This window comes from Cupriavidus sp. HPC(L), from assembly GCF_000307735.3.
Classification (GTDB): Bacteria; Pseudomonadota; Gammaproteobacteria; order Burkholderiales; family Burkholderiaceae; genus Cupriavidus.
In genome coordinates, this window is sequence record NZ_AMPR02000232.1 from 1 (window position 1) to 4,437 (window position 4,437).

Sequence of the window (4,437 nt, forward strand, 5' to 3'; positions counted from 1 at the left end):
GGACAGCGCCACCGCCACCGCCTTCGGACCATGCGGGCCGTGTTGGCCGGCCCCGGAAACGACAAAGGCCGCACCGGCCTGCAGGGCCTGTGCGACCTTGTCGGTCAGCGTGGCGGTCGGGTCGCGCAAATCGGGCGCGGCGGGATCAGCCTCAGCCCTGGGCGCCGGTTTCCTTGAACTTGCCATAGGCCATCAGCCGCTCGTGGCGGCGCGCCTGCAGTTCCTTGACGCTGATGCCCTGGAACTGGCGCAGCGACTCGGCCAGCGAACGCTTGAGCATCGCGGCCATCGCCTTCGGATCGCGGTGCGCGCCGCCCAGCGGCTCGTTGACGATCTTGTCGATCAGGCCCAGTGCCTTCAGGCGATGCGCGGTCAGGCCCAGCGCCTCGGCGGCCTCGGGCGCCTTCTCGGCGGTCTTCCACAGGATCGAGGCGCAGCCTTCCGGCGAAATCACCGCGTAGGTGGCGAATTGCAGCATCTGCACCACATCGCCCACGGCAATCGCCAGCGCGCCGCCGGAACCGCCCTCGCCGATGATGGTGGCGATCAGCGGCACCTTCAGGCCGGCCATCACGTACAGGTTGTGACCGATCGCCTCCGACTGGCCGCGCTCCTCGGCGTCGATGCCCGGGAATGCGCCCGGCGTGTCGACGAACGTGAAGATCGGCAGGCCGAACTTGTCGGCCAGTTCCATCAGCCGTTTGGCCTTGCGATAGCCCTCGGGCTTGGACATGCCGAAGTTGCGCAGCGCGCGTTCCTTGGTGTCCCGGCCCTTCTGGTGGCCGATCACCATGCAGGCCTGGCCGTTGAAGCGGGCCAGGCCGCCCACGATCGACAGATCGTCGGCAAAGGCGCGGTCGCCGTGCAGTTCGTGGAAGTCGGTGAAGATCTCCCGCACATAGTCCAGCGTGTAGGGACGCTGGGGATGGCGAGCGATCTGGGCCACCTGCCATGGGGTCAGGTTGGCGTAGATGTCCTTGGTCAGCTGCTGGCTCTTGCCGGCCAGCCGCGAAATCTCTTCGGAAATGTCGACGGCCGAGTCGTCCTGCACGAAGCGCAGTTCTTCGATTTTTGCCTCGAGTTCGGCGATCGGCTGTTCGAAATCCAGGAAGGTGGTTTTCATTGAATCACACGTACCTGTCTGTGAAGGGGCGCATTCTACCGGAATTTCCCGGCGCCCCGGGCGCTGAAATCGCCTCGTATGCGCCGCTTGCGCCGCCTGAAGATGGTGAAAGGAGCACTTTCGAGCCCCGGCTTTCGGCTATCGGTTATCGAAGCCAGACTAGTAAGTGACAGGCAGCGGATCAAGGCTGCGCCACATGTACCAGGTCGCCACGGTGCGCCATGGCTCCCAGTTGGCGGCGACTTCGCGTGCCTCGCTCCGCGTGACCGGTTCTCCGCTGAAATAGTTGGCCGAGATCGCGTTGATCAGGCCGATGTCGTCCAGCGGCAGCACGTTCGGCCGCATCAGGTTGAACATCAGGAACATCTCTGCAGTCCAGCGGCCGATGCCGCGGATCTGCGTCAGCTCGGCGATCACCGCCTCGTCGTCCATCTCGGCCCACTTGTCGACATGGACCCGCCCCGCCTTGAAGTGATCGGCCAGATCGACGATGTATTCGGCCTTGCGGCGCGACAGCCCGCAGGCGGCCAGCTTGTCGACGCCGGCTCGCAGCAGCTGCGCCGGGGTCAGCTTCGGACAGGCGGCGGCTAGCCGGTCCCATACCGATTGCGCGGCCTTGACCGAGATCTGCTGGCCGACGATCGAACGCGCCAGCGTGATGAAGGGATCGCCGCGCGAAATCAGATGGGCCGGCCCGTAGGTCGGGATCATCTTGCGCAGGATGCGGTCGCGCTTCATCAGGTCGGCGCAGGCCTCGTCCCAATAGGCGGGACGCACGGCGCCCTCGACCGTCTCGACCGGCAGCGGGATCGCCGCGGCCTCGGGCAGCGCCGTCTTGCCGGCGCGCGTGGTCTTCAGCGCCGGCTTGCCGTCGGCCTTGGTCACCGTGCGGCCCTTCGGCGCGGCCACCTCGCCGGCGGCGGGCGCCTTGGCGACCCTTGCCGGCTTGGTGGCCTTGGTCGCAGTGGTCGCCTTGGCCGCCTTGATGGCTGGCTCTCCGGTGGCCCGCGCCGGCCTGGCGGCCTTGGCCGCCGTGCCGGGCGTCTTGCGCACGGCAGCGTTCAAGCACGCCTCCATTCGGTCACGCCGCCCGGCTTGTCCTCCAGCACGACGCCGGCCTCGAGCAGCTCGGCGCGGATGCGGTCGGCCTCGGCAAAGTTCCGCTCGGCCTTGGCCTGCTTGCGCGCGGCGATGCGTTCTTCGATCTGTTCCGGCGCGATGCCCGCCGAGTCGGCGCCGCCCTGCAGGAAGGCGTGCGCATCGCGGCCGAGCAGGCCCAGCGTGGCGGCCAGACCCTTCAGCTGCCGTGCCGCCGCGGGCGAACCGCTGCGGTTGACTTCGCCGGCCAGGTCGAACAGCACCGAGACCGCGATCGGCGTATTGAAGTCGTCGCCCATCGCCTCGGCGAAGCGGCGCGCGTGCGGCTCGTCCCAATCGAGCGGTTGCGTGTCGGGCTGCACGTCCTTCAGCGCGGTGTACAGGCGGGTCAGGCCGTGGCGCGCGTCGTCCAGATGCGCGTCGCTGTAGTTCAGCGGGCTGCGGTAGTGCGCGCGCAGGATGAAGAAACGCACGACCTCGGCATCGTACTGTTTCAGCACCTCGCGGATCGTGAAGAAATTGCCGAGCGACTTCGACATCTTCTCGTCGTTGATGCGCACGAAGCCGTTATGCATCCACACGTTGACGAATGGCTTGCCGCTGGCGCCCTCGGATTGCGCGATCTCGTTCTCGTGGTGCGGGAACTGCAGATCGGCGCCGCCGCCATGGATGTCGAAATGCTCGCCGAGCAGCGCGCAGCTCATCGCCGAGCATTCGATATGCCATCCCGGACGGCCGGCGCCCCACTTCGACGGCCACTTGCTTTCGGCCGGCTCGCTGTCCTTGGCGGACTTCCACAGCACGAAGTCGAGCGGGTCGTGCTTGGCATCGTTGGCCGCGACGCGTTCGCCGGCGCGCAGGTCCTCCAGCGACTTGCCGGACAGCTTGCCGTAGCCGTTGAACTTGCGCACCGCGTAGTTGACGTCGCCGTCGCTGGCCTGATACGCCAGGCCCTTCGCTTCCAGCTTGCCGATGATGTCGAGCATCTGCGGCACGTATTGCGTCGCGCGCGGCTCGTGGTCCGGACGCTGGATGCCGAGCGCGGCCGCGTCCTCGTGCATATAGCCGATGAACCGTTCGGTCAGCTCGCCGATGGTCTCGCCATTCTCGGCGGCGCGGCGGATGATCTTGTCGTCGATGTCGGTGATGTTCTGCACATAGGTCACCTCGTAGCCGGCCGCGCGCAGCCAGCGCTGCACCATGTCGAACACCACCATCACGCGCGCGTGCCCGACGTGGCAGTAGTCGTACACCGTCATGCCGCAGACATACATGCGGACCTTGCCGGGTTCGATGGGCACGAAGGGCTGTTTCTCGCGCGCGAGCGTGTTGTAGATGTTCAGTGGATGCATGAAACGAGGTGTTCGAAGAGAATGCGTGGCGCCTGCCGCGCGAGCCGGTGCGACTGGCCGATCGCGCGCCGGTCGACTCGCCGGTCGACTCGCCGGTCGACTTGCCGGTCGACTTGCCGAACGACGTGACCCGGCGATGCGTCGCGGCCGCGGCGTCGACATCGGTTCGCCGAGCGAGGCCATATCTTACCGGAAGCCTTCGCGCGTCGGCGTCGATGCCGCGCTTTGCTAGAATGCCGCGAAGTATAAAGGACCGCACCTACATGAGCTTGCCATCGTCCAACGTCGCGACCGACGCCATGCATCACGTCACGCCCGGCATCATGACCGTGCGCCACCGCGCCACCACCACCGTACGCCGCGCATGCGCCGTTGCCGTGGCGAGCGCCGCGGCGCTGCTGTGCGCCCTGCCCGCTGCGCCGGTGCTGGCGCAGTCCGTTGGCTTCCCCGGGGGCGCCGCGCCCGGCGCGAAGGGCTTCCAGCCTTCGGGCGACCCCGGCATGGCCGACGCCGAGAAGGCTGCGCAGCAGCGGCGCTATGCGGAGGCGGTCGAGCGCTTCGACAAGGTGATCGCCGCGAACCCGCGCAATGTGCAGGCCCGCTTCGAGCGCGCCTGGGCGCTGTCGCAGGCTGGCCGCGAGGACGAGGCGGTGCAGGCCTTCCACGAGATCGCACAGGAATATCCCGAACTGCCCGAGCCGCACAACAATCTGGCGCTGATCTATGCGCGCCGGGGCGATCTGAAGCGCGCCGAGGCCGAACTGCTGGCCGCGCTCGAAGCCAAGCCCGGTTTTGCGATCGGCTATACCAATCTGGGCGACGTCTACCGCAAGCTCGCCGAGCGCTCCTACGCCGAAGCGCTCA

4 protein-coding genes are annotated in these 4,437 nt (G+C 67.4%); 1 reads left to right on the forward strand and 3 read right to left on the reverse strand.

Annotated features, from left to right (window positions below; translation table 11 throughout):
- Positions 1–151 precede the first annotated feature (151 nt).
- The 3 genes from B551_RS14255 to cysS all read right to left on the reverse strand — a co-directional run bounded on the left by B551_RS14255 (position 152) and on the right by cysS (position 3,573).
- Positions 152–1,123 carry an acetyl-CoA carboxylase carboxyltransferase subunit alpha gene (locus B551_RS14255; protein ID WP_023264370.1) on the reverse strand — a complete coding sequence of 324 codons (972 nt, stop codon included), beginning with the start codon at positions 1,121–1,123 and terminating at the stop codon, positions 152–154.
- A 159-nt stretch (positions 1,124–1,282) separates the two neighbouring features.
- Complete coding sequence (locus B551_RS14260) at positions 1,283–2,200, reverse strand: DNA-3-methyladenine glycosylase (protein WP_023264371.1); 918 nt, start codon at positions 2,198–2,200, stop codon at positions 1,283–1,285.
- The gene (cysS, locus tag B551_RS14265; protein ID WP_006579556.1) at positions 2,185–3,573 is read right to left on the reverse strand and encodes a cysteine--tRNA ligase; all 1,389 of its coding nucleotides are present in this window, start codon (positions 3,571–3,573) and stop codon (positions 2,185–2,187) included. Before cysS ends, B551_RS14260 begins: the two co-directional genes overlap by 16 nt.
- Before the next feature lie 263 nt (positions 3,574–3,836).
- On the opposite strand from cysS, the gene B551_RS14270 reads away from it, so the two are divergent.
- A partial coding sequence (locus B551_RS14270) for a M48 family metallopeptidase (protein WP_023264372.1) occupies positions 3,837–4,437 on the forward strand: 601 nt, incomplete at its 3' end.

What these genes read in the sequence shown, in the direction of transcription:
- B551_RS14255 (WP_023264370.1), bottom strand. Translation starts at nt 1,123, where the DNA reads ATGAAAACCACCTTCCTGGATTTCGAACAGCCGATCGCCGAACTCGAG.
- B551_RS14260 (WP_023264371.1), bottom strand. Translation starts at nt 2,200, where the DNA reads ATGGAGGCGTGCTTGAACGCTGCCGTGCGCAAGACGCCCGGCACGGCG.
- cysS (WP_006579556.1), bottom strand. Translation starts at nt 3,573, where the DNA reads ATGCATCCACTGAACATCTACAACACGCTCGCGCGCGAGAAACAGCCC.